The sequence below is a fragment of the Bradyrhizobium ganzhouense genome, assembly GCF_049949285.1.
Taxonomy (GTDB): Bacteria; Pseudomonadota; Alphaproteobacteria; order Rhizobiales; family Xanthobacteraceae; genus Bradyrhizobium; species Bradyrhizobium ganzhouense.
This window is the reverse complement of sequence record NZ_CP181318.1, coordinates 836,609-856,553: the sequence shown is the minus strand read 5'-3', so window position 1 is coordinate 856,553 and position 19,945 is coordinate 836,609. Positions and strand designations below refer to the sequence as shown.

At 65.0% G+C, this 19,945-nt stretch carries 22 protein-coding genes and 1 tRNA gene; 9 read left to right on the top strand and 14 right to left on the bottom strand.

The window, feature by feature from the left end; all coding sequences use genetic code 11:
- Positions 1–93 precede the first annotated feature (93 nt).
- The 3 genes from ACLFLU_RS03965 to ACLFLU_RS03955 all read left to right on the top strand — a co-directional run bounded on the left by ACLFLU_RS03965 (position 94) and on the right by ACLFLU_RS03955 (position 2,831).
- Complete coding sequence (locus ACLFLU_RS03965; protein ID WP_426411044.1) at positions 94–1,764, top strand: FAD-binding dehydrogenase; 1,671 nt, start codon at positions 94–96, stop codon at positions 1,762–1,764.
- A 193-nt stretch (positions 1,765–1,957) separates the two neighbouring features.
- Positions 1,958–2,308, top strand: coding sequence for a RidA family protein (locus ACLFLU_RS03960; protein WP_148774597.1), 351 nt, complete (start codon positions 1,958–1,960; stop codon positions 2,306–2,308).
- 157 nt (positions 2,309–2,465) lie between these two features.
- A complete protein-coding gene (locus ACLFLU_RS03955; RefSeq protein ID WP_426411043.1) occupies positions 2,466–2,831 on the top strand; it encodes a nuclear transport factor 2 family protein in 366 nt (121 codons plus the stop codon).
- 190 nt (positions 2,832–3,021) lie between these two features.
- Here ACLFLU_RS03955 and ACLFLU_RS03950 read toward each other — a convergent pair whose 3' ends face one another.
- From ACLFLU_RS03950 to ACLFLU_RS03900, 11 genes are all read right to left on the bottom strand, one after another.
- On the bottom strand, positions 3,022–3,870 hold the full coding sequence (locus ACLFLU_RS03950; protein ID WP_426411042.1) for an amidohydrolase family protein: 849 nt from the start codon (positions 3,868–3,870) through the stop codon (positions 3,022–3,024).
- 3 nt (positions 3,871–3,873) lie between these two features.
- Positions 3,874–4,851, bottom strand: coding sequence for an aldo/keto reductase (locus ACLFLU_RS03945; RefSeq protein ID WP_426414213.1), 978 nt, complete (start codon positions 4,849–4,851; stop codon positions 3,874–3,876).
- A 206-nt stretch (positions 4,852–5,057) separates the two neighbouring features.
- Entirely contained in the window at positions 5,058–5,990 is a 933-nt protein-coding gene (locus ACLFLU_RS03940) for a sugar-binding protein (protein ID WP_426411041.1), read from the bottom strand.
- Positions 5,991–6,083: 93 nt separating this feature from the next.
- Positions 6,084–7,154: an ABC transporter permease gene (locus ACLFLU_RS03935; protein ID WP_426411040.1), complete on the bottom strand. Its 1,071-nt coding sequence runs from the start codon at positions 7,152–7,154 to the stop codon at positions 6,084–6,086.
- Positions 7,154–7,912 (bottom strand): ATP-binding cassette domain-containing protein, encoded by a 759-nt coding sequence (locus tag ACLFLU_RS03930; RefSeq protein ID WP_426411039.1) that lies wholly within the window; start codon positions 7,910–7,912, stop codon positions 7,154–7,156. Before ACLFLU_RS03930 ends, ACLFLU_RS03935 begins: the two co-directional genes overlap by 1 nt.
- An 8-nt stretch (positions 7,913–7,920) precedes the next feature.
- On the bottom strand, positions 7,921–9,243 hold the full coding sequence (gene xylA, locus ACLFLU_RS03925; RefSeq protein WP_426411038.1) for a xylose isomerase: 1,323 nt from the start codon (positions 9,241–9,243) through the stop codon (positions 7,921–7,923).
- Entirely contained in the window at positions 9,244–10,698 is a 1,455-nt protein-coding gene (xylB, locus tag ACLFLU_RS03920; protein WP_426411037.1) for a xylulokinase, read from the bottom strand.
- 137 nt (positions 10,699–10,835) lie between these two features.
- Positions 10,836–11,879: a LacI family DNA-binding transcriptional regulator gene (locus ACLFLU_RS03915; RefSeq protein WP_426411036.1), complete on the bottom strand. Its 1,044-nt coding sequence runs from the start codon at positions 11,877–11,879 to the stop codon at positions 10,836–10,838.
- Between the two features lie 86 nt (positions 11,880–11,965).
- A complete protein-coding gene (locus ACLFLU_RS03910; protein ID WP_426414212.1) occupies positions 11,966–12,430 on the bottom strand; it encodes a GNAT family N-acetyltransferase in 465 nt (154 codons plus the stop codon).
- A gap of 2 nt (positions 12,431–12,432) precedes the next feature.
- Positions 12,433–12,945: an N-acetyltransferase family protein gene (locus tag ACLFLU_RS03905; RefSeq protein ID WP_426411035.1), complete on the bottom strand. Its 513-nt coding sequence runs from the start codon at positions 12,943–12,945 to the stop codon at positions 12,433–12,435.
- The gene (locus ACLFLU_RS03900) at positions 12,945–13,526 is read right to left on the bottom strand and encodes a helix-turn-helix domain-containing protein (protein ID WP_187437087.1); all 582 of its coding nucleotides are present in this window, start codon (positions 13,524–13,526) and stop codon (positions 12,945–12,947) included. The genes ACLFLU_RS03905 and ACLFLU_RS03900 overlap by 1 nt, the downstream gene beginning before the upstream one ends.
- Positions 13,527–13,699: 173 nt before the next feature.
- Between ACLFLU_RS03900 and ACLFLU_RS03895 the strand changes: the two genes are divergently transcribed.
- Positions 13,700–14,695 (top strand): alpha/beta fold hydrolase, encoded by a 996-nt coding sequence (locus ACLFLU_RS03895; protein ID WP_426411034.1) that lies wholly within the window; start codon positions 13,700–13,702, stop codon positions 14,693–14,695.
- A gap of 9 nt (positions 14,696–14,704) precedes the next feature.
- On the opposite strand, the gene rpiB is transcribed toward ACLFLU_RS03895, so the two are convergent.
- Both rpiB and ACLFLU_RS03885 read right to left on the bottom strand, forming a co-directional pair.
- Complete coding sequence (gene rpiB / locus ACLFLU_RS03890) at positions 14,705–15,130, bottom strand: ribose 5-phosphate isomerase B (protein WP_426411033.1); 426 nt, start codon at positions 15,128–15,130, stop codon at positions 14,705–14,707.
- Between the two features lie 38 nt (positions 15,131–15,168).
- Positions 15,169–15,242, bottom strand: a tRNA-Gly gene (locus ACLFLU_RS03885).
- A gap of 177 nt (positions 15,243–15,419) precedes the next feature.
- On the opposite strand from ACLFLU_RS03885, the gene ACLFLU_RS03880 reads away from it, so the two are divergent.
- The 5 genes from ACLFLU_RS03880 (at position 15,420) to ACLFLU_RS03860 (ending at position 18,339) form a co-directional block, all read left to right on the top strand.
- Positions 15,420–15,998, top strand: a complete 579-nt coding sequence (locus ACLFLU_RS03880) for a methylated-DNA--[protein]-cysteine S-methyltransferase (protein WP_426411032.1) — start codon at positions 15,420–15,422, stop codon at positions 15,996–15,998.
- 9 nt (positions 15,999–16,007) lie between these two features.
- Positions 16,008–16,847, top strand: a complete 840-nt coding sequence (locus tag ACLFLU_RS03875) for a helix-turn-helix transcriptional regulator (protein ID WP_426411031.1) — start codon at positions 16,008–16,010, stop codon at positions 16,845–16,847.
- Positions 16,848–16,903: 56 nt separating this feature from the next.
- On the top strand, positions 16,904–17,263 hold the full coding sequence (locus tag ACLFLU_RS03870) for a VOC family protein (protein ID WP_426411030.1): 360 nt from the start codon (positions 16,904–16,906) through the stop codon (positions 17,261–17,263).
- A 136-nt stretch (positions 17,264–17,399) separates the two neighbouring features.
- Positions 17,400–17,801, top strand: coding sequence for an SRPBCC family protein (locus ACLFLU_RS03865; RefSeq protein WP_426411029.1), 402 nt, complete (start codon positions 17,400–17,402; stop codon positions 17,799–17,801).
- 100 nt (positions 17,802–17,901) lie between these two features.
- Positions 17,902–18,339 (top strand): hypothetical protein, encoded by a 438-nt coding sequence (locus ACLFLU_RS03860; RefSeq protein ID WP_426411028.1) that lies wholly within the window; start codon positions 17,902–17,904, stop codon positions 18,337–18,339.
- Between the two features lie 5 nt (positions 18,340–18,344).
- Here the strand turns inward: ACLFLU_RS03860 and ACLFLU_RS03855 are convergent, their stop codons facing one another.
- On the bottom strand, positions 18,345–19,781 hold the full coding sequence (locus ACLFLU_RS03855) for an MATE family efflux transporter (protein WP_426411027.1): 1,437 nt from the start codon (positions 19,779–19,781) through the stop codon (positions 18,345–18,347).
- Between the last annotated feature and the right edge of the window lie 164 nt (positions 19,782–19,945).

Below are 19,945 nucleotides of genomic sequence, written 5' to 3'. Positions count from 1 at the left end.
AAAGTGGAACAAGTTAACGATGTCTTACGCGACAAGCCCTTGATCTCAGTTGCAACCGCTGGCTTCAATCCGGGCAACTACAGGGGGGAACTCATGGCCGGGCATTCGACTGAGCAGGCTGACGTCATTGTCGTCGGCGGAGGACTATCGGGACTGGTGGCGGCGACCGAGATTGCCGATGCCGGCAAGCGTGTGATCGTCGTCGACCAGGAGGGCGAGCAGTCGCTCGGCGGCCAGGCGTTCTGGTCATTCGGCGGATTGTTTCTGGTGAACTCGCCGGAGCAGCGCCGGCTCGGCATCAAGGACTCCGTCGACCTCGCGATGCAGGACTGGCTCGGCACCGCCGGCTTCGACCGCGACGAGGACTTTTGGCCGCGCAAATGGGCCGAGGCCTATGTGGCGTTCGCGGCCGGCGAGAAGCGCGACTGGCTGCGCGCGATGGGGCATCGCATCTTCCCGGTGGTCGGCTGGGCCGAGCGCGGCGGCTACGACGCGATGGGCCACGGCAATTCGGTGCCGCGCTTTCACGTCACCTGGGGCACCGGCCCCGGCATCGTCGAGCCGTTCGAGCGCCGCGCGCGCGAGGCCGCCAACAGCGGACGGCTGATCTTCAAGTTCCGCCATCGCGTCGACGCGCTCTCCATCACCAACGGCACGGTGGACGGCGTCAGCGGCGCCGTTCTCGCGCCCGACAATGTCGAGCGCGGCAAGAGCTCGTCACGCAACGTCGTCGGCGAGTTTGCGCTGAAGGCGCAAGCCGTGATCGTGGCGTCCGGCGGCATCGGCGGCAATCATGATCTGGTGCGCGCGAACTGGCCGAAGCGGCTCGGCGAGCCGCCAAAGTTCATGATCTCGGGCGTGCCCGAGCATGTCGACGGCCGCATGATCGGCATCACCGAGAAGGCAGGCGCGCGGCTGATCAACCGCGACCGCATGTGGCACTATGTCGAGGGCATCCAGAACTGGTCACCGATCTGGCCGCGCCACGGCATCCGCATCCTGCCCGGCCCCTCCTCGATGTGGTTCGACGCCACAGGCATGCGGTTGCCGGCGCCGTTGTTCCCCGGTTCCGACACGCTCGGCCAGCTCAAATACATCATGTCGACCGGCTACGATTATTCCTGGTTCGTCCTGACGCAGGCCATCATCAAGAAGGAATTTGCGCTGTCGGGCTCGGAGCAGAATCCGGATCTCACGGGCAAGAGCTGGCGGATGACCTTGCGCCGCGCCACCAACAAGGGCGCGCCGGCGCCGGTGGAGGCGTTCAAGAGCCATGGTGTCGACTTCATCGTGCGCGACAAGATCGAGGATCTCGTTGCGGAGATGAACAAGCTCTCCGGCAATGATCTGCTCAAGCTCGATGAGATCCGGATGCAGATCGAGGCGCGGGACCGCGAGATCGCCAACCCTTACGTCAAGGATGCTCAGGTGATGAACATCCACAATGCGCGGCGTTACATCGGCGACAGACTGATCCGCACGGCGTCGCCGCACCGCATTCTCGATCCGGCGCAGGGGCCGCTGATCGCGGTCAAGCTCAACATCCTCACCCGCAAGACGCTGGGCGGCTTCGAGACCGATCTCGACTCGCGCGTGTTCGGCAGCGAGGGACAGATCATTCCCGGCCTCTATGCGGTCGGCGAAGCCGCCGGCTTCGGCGGCGGCGGCGTGCACGGCTATCGCTCGCTGGAGGGTACGTTTCTCGGCGGCTGTCTGTTCTCGGGCCGCAATGCGGGCCGCGCGGCGGCGAAAGCGGTGGGATAGATCATGAAGGTCGCAACCGGCCTGCTCGGGCCGCAGAACGGCGATATCGACGGCGCCGAGACGATTTGGGCTTTCTTCAGCCAGTTTCGTTGAATGAACGCATGCGTTGCTCGTGGTGCATGCACTGGCGGGGTGGCACCGCGCGGGGTGCTGGGCTAGACAGGGCCGCCATTCCCACTAGGAGATCCCCCCAATGAGCATCCAGCGTTTTGAAACCGGCCCGCGCATGAGCCAGGTCGTCGTGCACGGCAACACCGTCTATCTCGCCGGTGTCGTCGCCAACAACGCGGCCGGCGAAAGCGTGACCAAGCAGACCCAGGACATCCTGAAGACCATCGACGGCCATCTCGCCAAGGCCGGCACCGACAAGTCGAAGCTGCTGTCGGCCACGATCTACATCACCGACATGAAGACGTTCCAGGAAATGAACGCCGTGTGGGACGGCTGGGTGTCGCCCGGCAACACCCCGGCCCGCGCCACCGTCGAAGCCAAGCTGGCCGCGCCGCAATACACGGTCGAGATCATGGTGACCGCTGCGAAGTAAATTCGCGCGGAACCAACATGCGACAGGAGCGCGATGAGACCATCATCGCGCTCCTTTTTTTTTGCGGCCGCATGATCTCCGAGGTAATCGATCCTCGCGTGCGAAGCTTCGATAGTCAGGTCAGCCGAACCACACGGCGCTATCGAAGGAGAGTCTCATGACCGACCACGCCACCATCGCCCAAAGCTACATCGATCTCTGGAACGAGCGCGCACAAAATCGCCGCCGCGAGCTGCTCAGCGAGAACTGGACGGCGGATGCGAGCTATGTCGATCCGCTGATGAAGGGGGACGGCCGGGACGGCATCGATGCCCTGATATCAGGCGTGCAGCAGCGCTTTCCGGATTTCAAGTTCAGCCTGATCGGCGAGCCCAACGGCTACGGCGACCATGTCCGCTTCTCGTGGGGACTTGGTCCCGATGGTGTCGACAGCCCGATCAAGGGCACGGATTTCGCCGTGCTGAAAGACGGGCGGATCAAGAGCATCACGGGATTTCTGGATCAGGTGCCTGCTGGCGCGTGAGCGATGTTCATTGCTGCGCCCTCTCCCCTTGTGGGAGAGGGCAGCTCCGCTCATAGACACGGACGCACTAGGGTGAGGGGTCTCTCTCTGCGAGTGAACCTCTTACATTGGAGTTTGCTGAGGCAACCCCTCATCCGGCGCTTCGCGCCACCTTCTCCCACAGGGGGAGAAGGGGCAGCGAATTCGCGGCTCAGCTAACTGGCAGCCGATACGCCCGCTTCGCGTTCACCCCAAACGCCTTCTCGCGCACGCTTGCACCCAGCTTCGCCAGGCACGCCTCCAGCGCGCTCTTGATCTCGCCGTAGCTGCCCGCCAGCAGGCACACCGGCCAGTCCGAGCCGAAGATCAGGCGGTCCTCGCCAAAGCAATTCGCGACATGCTGGACGAACGGAAACAGCCGCTCGGCGTCCCAGTCGGTCCATTTGGCTTCCGTCGCGAGACCCGAGACCTTGCACCAGACATTGCTGCAGGCCGCAAGCGACGCGATGCGGTCGGACCATTCGGCACTGCCGCCATCGGCGATCGGCGGCTTTGCGGCGTGGTCGAGCACGAAGCGTGCCTGCGGAAAGGCTTTTGCGGTTGCGATCGCGGCGGGGAGCTCGCGGGTACGGACCAGAAGATCGTAAGTGAGATCGCGGGCGAACACGGCCGCCAGTCCCCGCTGGACGTCCGCGCGCAACAGCCAGTCGGGATCGGCCTCGTCGTGGACCTGGTGGCGGATACCGACCAGCTTTGCGCCGCCCGGCAAGCCGCGTAGCCGATCAAGCGTATCGCCGAGCGCGGCATCGGTCAGATCGGCCCAGCCGACCACACCGATGACGGAGGGCGTGGCATGCGCGGTCCGCAAGAATTCCTCGGTCTCCGCGAGCGACGAGCGGCATTGCACCACGATGCTTGCGTCAATGCCGTTCGCCTTCAAGAGCGGAGCAAGATCGGCGGGGCCGAAGGCGCGGCGGATCGGCGTGAGCTCAGGCGCCTCCATCCAGGGATAGTCGGCGCGCGCGGGATCCCAGAAATGCTGGTGGGCGTCGATGAGCATGCGTCATGCTCCGCCCGGCAGCGGCGATCGCGCGTCGACGAGGTTTTTCGCACGCAGCTCCTGCCAGAAGGCTTGCGGCACCGCGCGCTCCGACATTGCGATGTTGTCGGCGACCTCTGCAGCGTTGCGCGCGCCCATCACGGCGACCGTCACGGCCGGATTGGCCATACAGAACTGAAGCGCAGCGGCCTTCAGCTCGGTGCCGTGCTTGCGGCAGAGTTCGTCAAGCGCGAGCGCGCGCGCCACGAGCGCCGCGTCGGCGTCCTGATAGTTGAACTTCGCGCCGGTGTGCGGATTGGCCAGAATGCCGCTGTTGTAGATGCCGCCGAGCAGGATGCCGATGTTCTTGGCCGCGCAGACCGGAAACAGTGCATCCAGCGCGCCCTGGTCGAGCAGCGTGTAGCGGCCGGCGAGCAGGAAGCAGTCGACCGGCACGGCTTCGGCGAAACGCGTGAGCATCTCCGACTGATTCATGCCGGAACCGATCGCCTTGACCGTACCGTCGTCGCGCAGGCGCATCAACGCGCGGAAGGCACCATTGATGGCCGCGTCATAGTGATCGTCGGGATCGTGCACGAGCAGCACGTCGACGCGATCGAGCCCGAGGCGGTCGAGACTTTCCTCGACCGATCGCATCACGCCATCATAGCTGAAATCGAATTGCGGCCGCAGCGCCGGCGCGCCCTTGTAGTGATCATCCTCAGGCGAACTTGCATCCGGACGCAGCAGCCGACCGACCTTGGTCGAGATGGCAAAGGAGTCCCGTTTCTGCTGGCGCAGGAAAGCGCCCAAGCGGCGCTCGGCGAGGCCAAAGCCGTAGAGCGGCGCGGTGTCGTAGAAGCGGACGCCAAGCGACCAGGCCTTCGCGACGGTGGCTTCCGCGTCTGCATCGCTGACGGCCGAAAACAGGCCGCCGAGTGGCGCCGAGCCGAGGCCGATTGCGGTGACGTCGAGATTGTTAGCTAGCCGCGCCTTTTTCATCTTATTCACCTTGCGAGCTCCCTTCCTTCTCCCCTTGTGGGAGAAGGTGCCTTGCCGAAGGCAAGGCGGATGAGGGGTTCTCTCCGCGCATATCATACGAGCTGGATTCGCGGAGAGAACCCCTCACCCGGCTTCGCTACGCGAAGCCACCCTCTCCCACAAGGGGAGAGGGTGGTCAGCGCAGGAACGTTGGGCTGGTAACATTCCTACTTCAACAGTTGAGCGACGTTATCCTTCGTCACCAGGTCGAGGCCGGTATAGATCACTTCCGGAACCTTCTGGCCCTTCTTGATCGCCAGCAGGGTGTCCATCGACTTCTCGCCCATTTCGAACGGACGCTGGCCGGTGAGCGCGTTGGAGTAGCCGTCGCGCAGCAGTTCGAGCTGCATCTTCAGCGTATCGGCGACGACGAGCGTGAACTTGCCGGCGTCGATATCCTTCTTGTTCTTGTTGACGAAAGCCTTGAAACCTTCCGGCGCGAACATCGGCCAGCCACCGACCGGGATGATCGCGGCAAGGTCGGGCGTTGCGGTGCGCAGGTCCGACATCTGCTGGATCGCGAGCGTGAAATCGTCGTTGCAGAAGGTCGGCGAACCCTGGACCTCGACCCATTTCGAGCCCTTGAGCGCTTCGCGAACGCCATCGACGCGCTCGGCAAGGTTCTTGGCACCCGGGCCACCGGAGACCATGGCATATTTGCCGCCCTCGGGCCGAAGCTGGAGCAGCTGCTTGCCAAGCGCGACGCCGAAGTCCTTGTTGTTGGTGCCGATATAGGCCTGCCGCTTGGAACCCGGCGCATCCGCGTCAAACGTGATGACGGGAATGCCGGCTGCAGCCGCTGCGTCGATCGACTTGGTCATCGCCGCGACGTCGGCAACCGAGATTGCGAGCCCATCCACCTTCTGGGTGATGAAGTCCTGGATGATCTGCGCCTGCGTCGCCGGCTCGTGCTCGATCGGCCCCTTGTAGATGCACTCGACATTGCCGAGTTCCTTGGCTCGCTTCATGCAGCCGTCGCGCGCCACGTCGAAGAACGGATTGTTCATCGCCTTGGGCACGACGGCGAACTTGTAGGTCTGGGCAAATGCCGGGGTCGCCATCATCGCGATGGTCACGCCGGCCAACAGAAGCTTCTTCATTTCTTCCCTCCACACTTTGTTGCCTATCCATTTGTGATGTGATGCCCCGGCAGGCGGATAGACGATGTTTCGTTGTCCTTCCGGAGTAACTGGTTAAGTCATGCGCGAGCGGATACGGTCGACCAGCACGGCAAGGATGATGATCACGCCGACCAGCGTCTGCTGCCAGTAGGAATTGACCTGCGCGAGCACGAGGCCGTTGCGGATCACTTCGAGCAACACACAGCCGACGATGGCACCGAGCGGACCGCCGATACCGCCGGCCAGATTGGCGCCACCGATCACGGCGGCCGCAATCACGTTGAGCTCGTAGGAGGTCGCCATGTTGGCCGGGGCCGAGCCGAGCCAGCCGGAGATGATGATGCCCTGGAGACCCGCGGCGAGAGCGCAGATCACGTAGACCTCGATCTTCACCCGCACGACCGGGATGCCCGTGAGCTCCGCTGCCTTCTCATTGCCGCCGAGCGCGAAGACGTGGCGGCCGAAACTGGTGTGATGCAGCACGACCGCCATCACGGCGGCGAGTATCATCAGATAGATGAAAGGAGCGGGCAGGCCGAGCACATCACCCGAGGTCAGCGCGTAGAAATAATCGGCATCGGGCCCGCCCGGAAAGCTGCCGCGGCCGTTCGAGACGACATAGGCGAGCCCACGCACGATCGAGAGCATGCCGAGCGTGGTGACGAAGGGCGACAGCCCGAGCACCGCAATGCAGAAGCCGTTGACGAGCCCGACGATCAACGCGGCGCACAGCCCCGCAAGCACCGAGATCACAAGGATCAATCCGGGCACATTGGCGACGACAGTCTTGCCGTCGGCGGCCAAATGGACGAACGCCGATCCCGGCGCCGACAGCTCGACCATGACCATGGAGGTGATCATCGCAGAAAAACACATCATCGAGCCGACGGAGAGATCGATGCCGCCGGTGATGATGACGAAAGTGATTCCGAGCGTCGCAATGGCGATGAAGGAAAAGTTCTTCGCCACGTTCTGCATGTTGCCTTCGGTGAAGAAATAGGGGCTGGCAAAATGCATCACGAGCATCAGCACCAGGAGCGCCGCCAGCACGTAGCCGGTCTGCGAAGCAAAGATGCCGCGCCGCCACCATTTGGTCTTGCCGACGTTGGAGAACGTGACAGGAGATTCCAGGGGCATGGCCATTACGCCGCCTCCTTCGCGCCGGTGATGAGGGCGGTGACTTCCTCGGGGGACGTCTCGTGGATCGGCTTGTCGGCCCGCTTCTCGCCGCGGCGCATCACGATCACACGGTCGCACACCGCGAAGACGTCGGGCATGCGGTGCGAGATCAGCATCACGGCGACGCCCTGCTCCTTCAGCCGGTGAATCAGGCCCAGGACCTGCTCGACCTGGCGGACCGAGATCGCGGCCGTCGGCTCGTCCATCATGACCAGCCTCGCGTTTGAGAGCCGCGTCCGCGCGATCGCGACCGCCTGGCGCTGGCCGCCCGACATCTGCTTGACGAGATCGCCGGGGCGCGTCTCCGAGCGCAATTCGCCGAACAAATCGAGCGCGCGCGATGCCATCGCCTTGTGGTCGAGCAAAGCGAGGGGACCGAACTTGCGCTTCAGCTCGCGGCCAAGGAACACATTGGCGGCGGCGGTCAGATTGTCGGCCAGCGCAAGGTCCTGATAGACGACCTCGATCCCGACCGCACGGGCATCGATCGGCCGGCTGAAATGGACCGCGTTGCCGCCAAAGCGTATCTCGCCATGGGTTGGACGGAAATTGCCGGCGATGATCTTGACCAGCGTCGACTTGCCGGCGCCGTTGTCGCCCATCAGGCCGACCACCTCGCCCGGGCGGACATGCATATCGACGCTATGCAGCGCGCGGATGGCGCCGAACTCTTTGCCGATGCCGGAGAGTTCGAGCACCGGTGTTGTGTCAGCACTTGCCATCAGCGACCTCAGACGTAACGGTTGACCAGCGATTCCAGATATTCCTGCCGTCCCGAGCGCGGCTGCGGGTCGAAGCCCGGCCCCAGCGCGCGATCGGAGAGATCGGCGAGCGAGCGCTGGCCGCCGAGAATGGCACGGCCCTCGGCGCCTGCCCATCCACCATAGCGGTCGGCGAGCGGCGCCGTGAGCGCACCGGCATCGAGCATGTCCGCAGCAGCGAGAAACGCCCGCGCGCAGGCGTCCATCGAGCCGACATGAGCATGAATGAGATCATCGGGGTCGATCGACTGACGGCGGATCTTGGCGTCGAAATTCAGCCCGCCCGAGGTGAAGCCGCCGCGGTTCAGGATCTCATGGAACACCAGCGCCAGCTCGCCCACGTTCATCGCGAACTGGTCGGTATCCCAGCCGAGCAGATCGTCGCCGCGGTTGATGTCGAGCGAGCCGAACACGCCGAGCGCCTCGGCCAGCGCGACCTCGTGATGGAAGGAGTGTCCGGCGAGGATGGCGTGGTTCTGCTCGATGTTGAGCTTGACGTCCTTGAGCAGGTCGTAGCGCGCGAGGAAGCCGTAGCAGGTAGCGACGTCGAAATCATATTGATGCTTGGTCGGCTCCTTCGGCTTCGGCTCGATCAGCATCGGGCCCTTGAAGCCGATTTTGTGCTTGTGCTCGACCACGAGCGAGACGAAGCGGCCGAGCTGGTCGAGCTCGCGCTTGAGATCGGTGTTGAGCAGCGTCTCGTAGCCCTCGCGGCCGCCCCACAGCACATAGTTCTGGCCGCCGAGCCGATGCGTCACCTCCAGCGCGGCGCGGACCTGACCGGCAGCATAGGTGAAGATCTCCGGATCCGGATTGGTCGCGGCACCCGCCATATAGCGGCGATGCGTGAACAGGTTTGCCGTGCCCCAGAGCAGGCGGACTTTTGCCGTGGCCATCTTCGCTTCGAAGAGATCGGCGATGCCGTTGAGGTTGGCGACGGATTCGGCGAGCGAGGCGCCTTCGGGCGCCGCGTCGACATCGTGGAAGGTGAAGAAGGGCACATCCAGCAGGCGGAACAGCTCGAAGGCGACATCGGCCTTGGCACGCGCCATTGCCATCGGATCGGAGCCGTGATGCCAGGGCCGCAGAAACGTCTCGCCGCCGAAGGGATCGGCGCCTGGCCAGCAGAACGAATGCCAGTAGCAGACTGCAAAGCGCAAATGGTCCTCCAGCCTGCGGCCGTGAACCATGCGATCCTTGTCGTACCAGCGGAACGCGAGTGCATTTCCTGCATCCTTGCCGGCAAAGGCGACGGGTGCGCTGGCATCGAAGAATTTGGCTGACGCGTTCACTTAAAGACTCTCCTTCAAGGCAGGGTAAAGCTCGCGCCAGCGGCGATAGGCCTCGTCATAGGCGGACGCTGCGGAGGCACGGGGCACGAAACTGGCGAGCCGTCGCGGGCGGGTGCAGATTTGCGCGGGATCGTCACCGGTCGCAGCCAGCCGGCCGAGCCGGGCGGCGCCGAGCGCTGCGCCGACCTCGCCCTCCTCGACGCGGTGCACCGCAATGCCGAGCACGTCGGCGCAGATCTGCGCCCACAGCGGCGAGCGCGAGCCGCCGCCGACGAGATCGACTTCAGTGATCGCTCCGCCCGCCGCGCTCAGCGCCGCCAGATTATCGCGTGCGGCGAAGGCGACGCCTTCGAGCACGGCCTGGACGATCTGGCTGCGGCCGGTCACACCGCGCAGGCCGACGAAGGCGCCGCTCGCGGCGGCATCGTTGTGCGGGGTGCGCTCGCCGTCGAGATAGGGCAGGAATTTGACCGGGCTCGGCCCGTCGACGCGCTCGCCGAGCGGCGCCAGCAGGGCCGCTGCAGGAGTCTCCATCACGCCGGCAAGCCAGGCGAGCGAGGCGGCCGCCGACAGCATCACGCCCATCTGGTGCCAAAGACCCGGCAGCGCGTGGCAGAACGCGTGCACCGCCGAGGCCGGCGCCGGCGCAAAGCGATCGGTGACGCGGAACACCACACCTGAGGTACCCAGTGACAGAAACGCATCGCCGGGCGCGATCGCCCCAAGCCCGATCGCGCTCGCGGCATTGTCACCAGCGCCGCCGGCGATCACGACGTCCTTCGCCATGCCCCAGCGCTGTGCGAATTCGTCCGCCAGCACTGCGCTCACCTCGCTGCCTTCGACGAGGCGCGGCATGTGGTGCAGGTCGAGCCCGGTGGCATGCAGCAGCTCCGCCGACCAGCTGCGCCGGCCGACATCGAGCCACAACGTGCCGGCAGCGTCCGACATGTCCTCGACCATCTCGCCGGTGAGCCGATAGCGGACATAGGCTTTTGGCAGCAGCACCTTTGCGACGCGTTTGAAAATATCGGGCTCGTGCCGCGCCACCCAGAGCAGCTTTGGCGCGGTGAAGCCGGGCATCGCCAGATTGCCGGCGATGGCGTGCAGCGAGGGACAGCGGCGCTCAAGCTCGATGCATTCGGCGTACGAGCGGCCATCGTTCCAGAGGATCGCAGGCCGCAGCGTGCGTCCGTCGGCGCCGAGCAGCGTCGCGCCATGCATCTGGCCTGACAGCCCGATGCCGCGCACTTGCGCGACCTCACTGGAGTGATGCTGCGCGAGATCGTCGACCGCGCCGATCGCCGCATCGACCCAGGAATCGGGGTCCTGCTCGGACCACAGCGGCGCGGGATGCGACAGCGCAAGCTCGCGCGACGCCGTCGCGACGACCGCGCCGGTTTCGTTCACGAGCACCGCCTTCACACCGGACGTGCCGATGTCCAATCCGAGATACAAACTCGTCCCTCCCTCTTCGTTTGAGCGTGATCTGTTCGGAAACCACTTTTCCGGTTCACGCTGCCGCGGTGCACGAACTGACGTCGCGCTTTCCGCAATCACTCACTTCAAAACACAAAGCACCGCGCGCCTTGCGGCTACGGCAGATTGTCCCTCATCAAGATGTCGATGCGGATATTCTCCTGTTCGCTCAAGATCGGCTCGTTACGCGCAAGCGACAGCAGCACGCGCACGGCGGCGCGCGCCTCGTGCCCCGGGTTCTGCGAGATCGCGACATCCAGCGTGCCCTGCAGCAGCAGTCTTCGCGTCATCGCGGTGAGATCGTGCGCGATGAACACGATCTGCTTCTCGCGGCCGGCCTCGGTCAGGGCCTTGGCCACGCCTTGCGTGCCGGCGCCGACATTGTAGAGGCCGATGATGTCAGGATGCTTGTCGAGCAGCCGCGATATCAGCTGCTCGGAGCGGTCGTCCTCGTCGCGCCCCTCGAGTAGAGGCAGTATGTCGAGGTGCGAAAATTCCGACGCCATCACCTGATTGAAGCCAAAAATGCGCTCGGCATGGTCGCGCAGGCCCTGCGATCCCGCGATGATGGCGATCTTGCCGGACTTCTGGCCGACCAGCCGCCCGACCAGCGCGCCGGCGGTGCGGCCCGCGGCGATGTTGTCGATGCCGACATAATGGTGGCGGCGCGACGACGGCACGTCCGAGACCAGCGTCACCACCTTGGTGCCGCCATCGACGAGATCGTTGATCGCAGCGCGAACGCCGGGATGATCCAGCGCCACCACGGCAACGCCGTCGTAATCGCCCGAGAGCGTTTCGAGCGAGACTGCGAGCACGGACGGATCGAACACATCCGTATTGATCAACTCGACGCTGAGACGGCGGGCCGAAAGCCAGGCCGACATCTCGCCGAGATAGGCCTCGATCTGCTGCATGAACGGGTTCGCCCCCGTCGGCATGACGAAGGCAAACCGGCGGGCGCGGCCGCGGGCAAGTTCGGCTGCGGCCACATGCGGCTGGAAGGCGTTGCGCGCGATCGTCTCCTGGACGCGCCGGACCGTATCCGGCCGGACACCGGGGCGATTGTGCAGGACGCGATCGACCGTCGCCAAACTGACACCCGCCTCGCGGGCGATGTCCTTCAGCGTCAGCGCGGCGGAGATGGTCTCTTCGGCCATGCCTGAAGGCTAGCAGAGGTATTTTGAGGTACGCAACTCATTTTGAGGGGCAAGACGATCTTTTCGAGCCCCGGTTGCGCCGCGTCTTAACGGCCGCTCAGATCGAGTGTCAGGAACAGACTGTTGGGATCCTCGACATAACCCTCGAACGGCGCGCAAGGCACGAAGCCGTGCGCCTGATAGAGCGCGTGCGCCGGCTTGAAATAGTCCCACGAGCCGGTCTCGAGGCTCAACCGCTTGATGTCGCGCTTGCGCGCCTCGGCGATGATGTGGCGGAGCATCAGACCGCCAAAGCCGCGGCGGCGCGTCGTCTGGAGCGTGTGCATCGATTTCACCTCGCCGTGGCCGGCGGAAAGCGTCTTCAGCGCGCCGGTCGCGACCAGCGTCTCGCCGTCCCAGCCGGTCCAGAACGCGACATCACTGGCGCGAAGCCCCGCGAGATCGAGCGCATGCGCGCTGCCCGGTGCGGTCTGCGCCCGCGCCGCCGTGACGTGATGGTCGAGCAGCGCGACAACGCGCGGATCGAAGGTGTCGCCGGTGCGGATCTGCATCGTCATGGCTTCACATCGCTCGCAAGCAGCTTCTGCATGAAGACGAGATCGAGCCAGCGGCCGAACTTGCAGCCGACCTCCGGCATGCGGGCGACCTCGGTGAAGCCGAGCGAGGCATGCAAGCCGATCGAGCCGGCATTGAGGGCCTCGATCCCAGCGATCATGGCGTGCTTGTTGAGCGCCACGGCGCGCTCGATCAGCGCAGCCACCAGGCTGCGGCCGATGCCTGCGCGATGATGCCGCTCGTCGACATAGACCGAATTCTCCACGGTGTGGCGATAGCCGGGAAAGGGACGGAAATCGCCGAACGAGGCGAAACCGACGACGTCCTTGCCCTTCATCGCGACCAGCACCGGATAGCCAGCCTGCTGCCGTGCGTGGATCCAGTCGCGCCGCGAGTCGAGATCGGCCGGCCCGTCGGTCCAGACCGCCGTGGTGTTGATCGCGGCAAAATTGTAGATGGCGAGGATATCCCCGGCATCCTCGAGCGTAGCGTCCCGTACGATCAGCGACATCACATCTTCCCGTAAGACGTGCCGCGCCGCGTGATGATGACGTAGCGGGCATCCTGTTTGGTTTCGTTCTCGAAGGTCACGGAGCGCATGACGTCGAAGTCGAGACAGTCGCCGTCTCGCAGCCGCACCGCCTTGGCGTCGATATGCACGCAGACCGCGCCCTCCAGCATCAGCAACTGCTGGGTGAAAGCGTTGCGGCCCCAGGGGCTGTAGGCCACGCGCGCACCGGCCGGCAGGTCGACGACGATGATCTCGATGCCGCTTGCCGCATCGGCCGGCGAGGCATGACGCCGCCGGTAGCCGCTGTCGGGGTCACGCCATTGCGGCTGGTCGGCCAGCCGCGTCAGCCGCTCCGGCGGTTTCTCCGAGAGTGCGACGACGTCGCTGAGCGAGACGTCGAGCGCCGCACAGAGCTTGTTGAGCAGCGCCGCGGTGGCACTGCTCTGGGCCCGCTCCACCCGCCCGATCATGGCCCGGCTGACGCCGGAGCGGCTCGCGAGTTCGTTCAAGGTCATGCCGGCCTGCGTCCTCAGAATCTTCAATCGGCGACCGATCGCCCTGTCGAGTTTTTGCTGGTCCATGTCCTCTGATCCGAACATTGCCCGGCGCATGGACCGCATCCGCCGGACGGAAGGAGCTTAGGCCGGAGGGGCGGTGCGTGCCGGGATCGAGGGGCTAATATATTGGAATCTTTGCTCGCCGGGCAGCAACGTTTAGGATGCGCCAAACGACAATGCATCAGGGAGGCGATGACATGAGCGGACCGACGCAACGGATCATCAAGGCCAACGGCATCAACCTCAACGTCGCCGAACAGGGCGAGGGCCCGCTGGTGCTGTTCTGCCACGGCTTTCCGGAGAGCTGGTATTCGTGGCGTCACCAGCTCGAAGCGCTGGCCGCGGCCGGCTACCACGCGGTTGCGCCCGACATGCGCGGCTACGGCAAGAGCGACAAGCCCGAGGCGATCGACCAGTACACGATCTTCCATATGGCCGGCGATCTCGTCGGCGTGCTCGACGTGTTCGAGGCAAAGAGCGCCATCATCGTCGGCCATGACTGGGGTGCGGGGATCGCCTGGCATGCGGCGCGGCTGCGCCCCGACCGCTTTCGCGCCGCTGCCATTCTCAGTGTGCCTTATCGCCCGCGCAGTCCGGCGCGCCCGACCAGCGTGATGCCGCAGACTGAGGAAGCCCAGTTCTATCAACTGTACTTTCAGGAGCCTGGCGTCGCCGAAGCGGAGTTCGAGGCGGACCCGCGCAAAACACTCGCCGCGATGCTGTTCGGCGGCTCCGGCGAGGGCGTCACCGCCATTCGCGCCATGGCCGCTGCGAGCGGACAGCCGTCAAAAGGCGTCGGCATGGTTTCGCGCAAGGACGGCTTGCTGCCAAAAATGCAGGTGCCGCTGCCGTCATGGCTCAGCGCCGCCGACCTCGATTATTACGGCGGCGAATTTGCCCGCAGCGGATTCCGCGGACCGCTCAACTACTACCGCAACATCGACCGCAATTGGGAGTTGATGGGCGCGTTCGAGGGCGTGAAGGTGATCGTGCCCACGCTGTTCATCGCCGGCGACCACGACATGGTCATCGCCTTCCCCGGCGCGGCCGAGCACATCGCCAACATGAAGCAATGGGTGCCGCAACTGCGCGAGATCAAGATGCTGCCGGGCTGCGGACACTGGACGCAGCAGGAGCGGCCGGCAGAGGTGAACGCGGCGCTCCTCGACTTCTTGCAGAGCTTACCCAACTAAGGACAGCCGCTATCCCAGCTTGTCGATGCGCTTTTGATGGCGACCGCCGTCGAAGGCCGTGCTCAGGAACGCTTCGACGCATTCCTTTGCGACGGCTTCGCCGATCATCCGTCCGCCCAGCGCCAGAACGTTTGCGTCATTGTGCTGGCGGCACAGCCGCGCGCCCGTGACATCGTGGACGAGTGCGCAACGGATGTGCGCATGGCGGTTGGCGGCGATCGAAATGCCGATGCCCGACCCGCAGATCAGAATGCCGCGCGCGGCCTTGCCGTCCCTGATCGCATCGGCCAGCTTGCCGGCGAAATCGGGGTAGTCGACGGACTCGGCGCTATCCGTGCCGAGGTCCAGCCACTTCACATCGGGCAGCGCGACCTTCAGCGCTTCCTTGAGGCCAAAGCCCCCGTGATCACAGGCCATAGCGACGGTCTCGAGCATGTCCATGCCCTCAGGGAATTCTATGCGATTTAGGGATTTGGAGCGGGCGAAGGGAATCGAACCCTCGTATGCAGCTTGGGAAGCTGCCGTTCTACCATTGAACTACGCCCGCCTAATGCGCGTGTTCCACGCCCGTCCTGATTAGCCGAGACGGTGTCCGGCGCCAAGCGCTTTGGCGCGTCAGGCCGGACGGTTGTTAACGTCTCGGTAAGATTCCAGGTGCGCCGAATTGTGGCGGTGTTATGATCGTCATGTCTGGGGAGAAGCGTGCACTGAGTGGGGCGTGTGCATGGTGGGGCGTGCTTACGCGATATTCGACACGGCCATAGGCCGTTGCGGCATCGTCTGGAGCAATTCCGGCGTGGTGGCCGTGCAATTGCCGGAGGCGCGGGAGATCGACACCCGCCGCCGGATATTTCAGGTCCATCCCGAGGCGCGCGAGCAGGCGGTACCGCTCAATACAGAGCTGGCGATCGAGGGCATCGTCACCCTGCTGCAAGGCGGCGATCCCGACTTTTCCGACGTCAGCCTGGACGCCGGCGACGTGCCCGCCTTCAACCGGCGGGTCTACGAATATGCCTGCACCATCCCGCGCGGGGAGACGCGCACCTATCACGAGATCGCCAAGGCGCTGGGTGCTTCCGGCGCCGCGCATTCGGTGGCGCAGGCGATCTGCCGGAATCCCTACATGATCATCGTGCCTTGCCACCGGGTGCTGGAGGCCGGCGGCTACGCCGACCGGATCTCGCCTTACGGCGGGGTGATTTCCAAGCGGCGGTTGCTCGCGCTCGAGGGCGCCCATCCGATCGCCAGCAAGACGCTGTTCGAGGTGCTGCTGCCCGTTGCCCCGCCACGCTCCCCCACCTAGATAGGTGAAATGGATGCGACCAGGCTGCTGACGTCACAATCGATGACGGTCTCCGAGTTTCGCTGCGATGCGGGACCGGGCGACAAGCCGTTTGCCGAGTGCCGCACCGGTCATTCCATCGCCTATGTCCGTTCGGGAAGCTTTGGCTGCCATTGCCGCGCCGGCTTCTTCGAGCTTGTCGCGGGCTCGCTGCTGGTCGGCGCGCCCGGCGACGAATACACCTGCACGCATGAACATGTCTGCGGCGACGTCTGCCTGTCGTTCTTCTTCAGCGAGGACCTGGTCGAGGCGCTCGGCGGGCGGCGCGAGACGTGGCAGGTCGGCGCCACGCCGCCACTGCCCCAGTTGATGGTGCTGGGCGAGCTCGCCCAGACGGCGGCAGATGGCAACAGCGATCTGGGCCTCGACGAGGTCGGCCAGATTCTTGCGAGCCGCTTTGTCGATGTGGTCTCGGGCAAGCCGCGCAAGCAGGTGGCACCGACGGCACGCGACCGCCGCCGCGCGGTCGAGGCCGCGTTGTGGATCGACGACAACTCGCATGCCGAGATCGACCTCGAACAAGCCGCGCGCCTGGCGGATTTGAGCCCGTTCCATTTCCTGCGGCTGTTTTCCAACGTGCTCGGCGTCACCCCGCATCAATATCTGGTGCGCTCGCGGCTGCGGCACGCGGCGCGCCTGCTCGCTGACGACGACATCGCCGTCACCGACATCGCCTATGACGTCGGCTTCGGCGACCTCTCCAACTTCGTCCGCACCTTCCACCGCGCCGCCGGCATGTCGCCGACGAAATTCCGGCAGGCGTCAAAGGGGAAGCGCAAGATTCTCCAAGTGCAGCTTGCCCTCAACTGACTAGGGTCGTCTCCGGCGCGCGCCACCACGCGGCGCGCTTTGCAATGGAGATGACCATGTACGACCATATCGGACTGCGGGTTGCCGACCTCGACGCCGCCACGCGTTTCTACACCGCGGCGCTGGCCCCGCTCGGTTACGTCCTGTGCTCGAGCGGCGACGGCTATGCCGGCTTCGGGCCGAAGGGCGAGCCGGCGCTCTGGCTGCATCTGAACAAGGGACGCAAGGCCGACGGCGCGCATATCGCGTTTCGCGCCAAGGACCACGACGCGGTGAAGGCGTTTCACAGCGAAGGCCTGAGGAGCGGCGGCCGCGACAATGGCGGGGCGGGTCCGCGCAAGGATTACAGCCCGACATATTACGCGGCGTTTCTGATCGATCCCGACGGCAACAATGTCGAGGCGGTTTGCACGTGAGATTTCTCCACGCGTCATTGCGAGCGCAGCGAAGCAATCCAGACTGCTTCCGCAGAGACATCTCTGGATTGCTTCGCTGCGCTCGCAATGACGCTGCTTGTGGTGACGACCTTACACAATCAAGGACAGCTTCCCCATGGCCTCCATCCACAATGACATCCCCCTTCCCGTCCCCGCCCGCGACGTCTGGGATGCGGTGCGTGATTTCGGCGCGCTGCCTCGGCGGCTGGTGCCGGGCTTCGTCACCGCCTGCACGCTCGACGGTGATGCACGCATCGTCACGTTCGCGAACGGCTCGGTGGCGCGCGAGGTGCTGGTCGATTGCGACGATGCGCGGCAGCGCCTCGTCTACGCGATCAACAATGAGCGGCTGAAGCACTACAGCGCCTCAGTGCAGGTGATCGCCGACGGCGAGGCGAGATGCCGCCTGGTCTGGATCATTGATATGCTGCCGAACGAGCTTGCGCCTTACGTCCAGGGGCAGACCAAGGAGGCCTTAGCCACGATGCACAAGGCATTTCCCGCTGCTACTACGTGATCTTCCTCACAGAGCGATCGCTTCCTCAGCCGTAACCATGGCCGCGTGCGTCCGGTTGGCCTCGCTCTCCCGGCGACGCCACGCACGCGAGGAGCATGCCATGAGAGGTGCGAACAAGCTGATCTGCCAGGCAGCCGCCGTGCTGCTGCTGTTTTCGATTTCGAGCGTACCGGCCAAGGCGCAGTTCCTCGGCGGCGGCGGAGGTGCCGGCGGCGCGGACATGATGACCCAGATGGCCCCGATGCTGGAGATGATGAAGGCAAAGATGGGTAAGCGCCGCTTCGCCGCGCTGATGCAGACCATGGGCCCTATGATGGACGGCAGTGGCGGCGGCGGCCTCGGCGGCATGATGGGCGGGATGGGTGGCGGCATGATGCCGGCCGGTTTTGGCAGCATGGGCATGGGCGGCATGGGCGGCGGCGACATGATGAACATGCTCGGCGGAGCCGGTGGCAGCCAGATGATGGCGATGATCCCGCAACTGATGAGCATGGCGAATTTCGGCGGCGGCGGCCACCGACATCGCAAGCATCACTAGCGTGACTAGCTCATCAGCGCAGGACGGATAGCGACCTTGTTCTCGCGCGGCCCCCAGCGGGTCAGCACCACGCTGGAGCATGAGAGCAGGCCGAGCACGACCATCGAGCTCGCGGCGAGCCAGAAGAAGTTTTGCGCCGTCGCATCGTGCGTCGACAGCCACCAGCCGCAGGTCGCGATGTAGATCAGTCGCGCGGTCTGCGCCAGCACCGGGCCGATCACCTTGGCCGCCCCCTGCGACGAGAAATACATCGTCGAGGCGAGGCCGATGAAGGCGTAGAACGGCGCCACCGTCGACAGATATTGGTGGCTGGTCGCGCGCACCGTGGCGCTGTCCGTAAAAATGTTGACCCAGAGGTCGGGGAACAGCGCCACGAGGCAGGCTGGCGCACCGACAGCGACGAAGGCACTCGCGCCTGCGATCCAGGCGATGCGCCGGGCGCGCCCGATACGACCGGCACCGACTGCCATGCCGATCATCGGCACCGAGGCGATGCCGAACGAGAATGCGATCGAGGTCAGCAGGAATTCGAGCCGCGCGCCGATGCCATAGCCGGCGAGGATCGCGGTGCCGAACTTCGCCAGCAGGTGGGTGAAGATCGAAATCGTCAGCACCGATTGCAGCGGCGAGAAGCAGGCGATCGCGCCGACCTTCAGGATGTCGAAGAACATCGCCCATTGGATGCGCAAGCCCCGCAGTTTTGGAACGACGCGCGCGCGGCCCGAAAACAGATACCAGCCCATCACGCAAATGTTCATGGAGTAGGCGATCAGCGCGCCGGCGGCGACGCCGCGCATGCCGAGTTGCGGCATGGGTCCGAGCCCGAGGCCCAGCGTGCCACCGAGCACGATCTGCCAGACCGCGGAGTTGAGAATGAGAAGCGACGGCAGCTTCATGTTGCCGGTGCCGCGCAAAACGCCGGCCATGGTGTTGAGCAGCCATGGCAGTACCGCGCCGCCGAAAAACACCTGCGTATAGGCGATCGCATGCGTCAGCACAGTGCCGCGGCCGCCGAGCATCGTGAGCACCTGGGGCCCGAAGATCAGCATACCCAGCATGAAGACGACGCCGAAGGTGATGCCGATCAGCAGCGCATGCGCGGCGAGCGTGCCCGCGCGATCGCGATCGCCGGCGCCAAGCGCACGTGCGATGGCTGAAGCGACCGCGCCGCCCATGGCGCCGCCGGACATCGTCATGGTCAGGATCACGGTCGGAAACACCAGCGCCATCGCAGCCAGCGCTTCCACCCCGAGCCGTCCGATATAGGAGGTCTCCGCGATCACCACGCAGGTGCCCGCCGACAGCGCGACCACGTTCGGCCAGGCGAGGCTGAGCAGCGTGCGCAGGATCGGCCCGTCAGTCAGCGCGCTCCGCACCGGACGCGGGGGCGGCGGCAGCAGACGCTCCTCTTCAACGGCCGGGATTTCGGCGATGTCGGACATTTCCTCTCCCGGGCACGGGCGCCAAATGCGGCGCAGCAATATCTAGGTGTGCCAATCGATTTCTTCGCGCATAGGGCGCGGCGAGCCGTTTGTTAGCACGGCAATTGCCGATTCCTCCTGCGCCCGGCGCAGGCGTGCCCTGCGACAGCGCATTTCAAGTGGTG